At 51.2% G+C, this 1370-nt stretch carries 1 rRNA gene; it reads right to left on the bottom strand.

Features of this window, described 5'->3' with window-relative positions:
* Positions 1–6: 6 nt before the first annotated feature.
* Positions 7–1370, bottom strand: a 23S ribosomal RNA gene (locus KGF46_RS19700); the annotation flags it as partial.

Genomic DNA, 1370 nt, shown 5'->3' with positions numbered 1-1370 from the left:
TAAATATTGGTCAAGTCCTCGACCTATTAGTATCGATAAGCTAAATACATTGCTGCACTTACACCTTCGACCTATCAACCAGATAGTCTTTCTGGGGTCTTACCCTTGCGGTGGGAAATCTTATCTTGAAGTTGGCTTCGCGCTTAGATGCTTTCAGCGCTTATCCATTCCGTACATAGCTACCCAGCCATGCCCTTGGCAGAACAACTGGTACACCAGAGGTACGTCCATCCCGGTCCTCTCGTACTAAGGACAGGTCTCCTCAAATTTCCTACGCCTGCGACGGATAGGGACCGAACTGTCTCACGACGTTCTGAACCCAGCTCGCGTACCACTTTAATGGGCGAACAGCCCAACCCTTGGGACCTACTACAGCCCCAGGATGTGATGAGCCGACATCGAGGTGCCAAACCTCCCCGTCGATGTGGACTCTTGGGGGAGATAAGCCTGTTATCCCCAGGGTAGCTTTTATCCGTTGAGCGATGGCCCTTCCACGCAGAACCACCGGATCACTAAGTCCGATTTTCATCCTTGCTCGACCTGTATGTCTTGCAATCAAGCTCTCTTTTGCCTTTACACTCTACGTACGATTTCCGACCGTACTGAGAGAACCTTTGAGCGCCTCCGTTACCTTTTGGGAGGCGACCGCCCCAGTCAAACTGCCCACCTGACAGTGTCCCAAGACCAGATTCATGGCCTATGGTTAGAGTCCCAGTACTACAAGGGTGGTATCCCAAGGATGGCTCCGCCAAAACTGGCGTCCTGGTTTCAAAGCCTCCCACCTATCCTGTACATGTAGTACCAAGACCCAATGTCAAGCTACAGTAAAGCTCCATGGGGTCTTTCCGTCCTGTCGCAGGTATCCGGCATCTTCACCGGAATTACAATTTCACCGAGTCTGTTGTTGAGACAGTGCCCAAATCGTTACGCCTTTCGTGCGGGTCGGAACTTACCCGACAAGGAATTTCGCTACCTTAGGACCGTTATAGTTACGGCCGCCGTTTACTGGGGCTTAAGTTCACTGCTTCGATTGCTCTAACAGATCCCCTTAACCTTCCAGCACCGGGCAGGCGTCAGCTCCTATACATCGTCTTGCGACTTAGCAGAAACCTATGTTTTTGGTAAACAGTCGCTTGGGCCTATTCTCTGCGGCCACCGTATGGTGGCACCCCTTATCCCTAAGTTACGGGGTCATTTTGCCGAGTTCCTTAACAACAGTTCTCTCGCGGGCCTTAGGATACTCTCCTCACCCACCTGTGTCGGTTTGCGGTACGGGTACCTTTAACCTCGATAGAGACTTTTCTTGACAGTGTGAAATCAGCTACTTCGCTACTAAATTTCGCTCCCCATCACATCCCAGCATTGTCAAA

This window comes from Clostridioides sp. ZZV14-6153 (assembly GCF_020657855.1).
Classification (GTDB): domain Bacteria; phylum Bacillota; class Clostridia; order Peptostreptococcales; family Peptostreptococcaceae; genus Clostridioides.
This window is presented reverse-complemented; position numbering and strand designations above follow the sequence as displayed.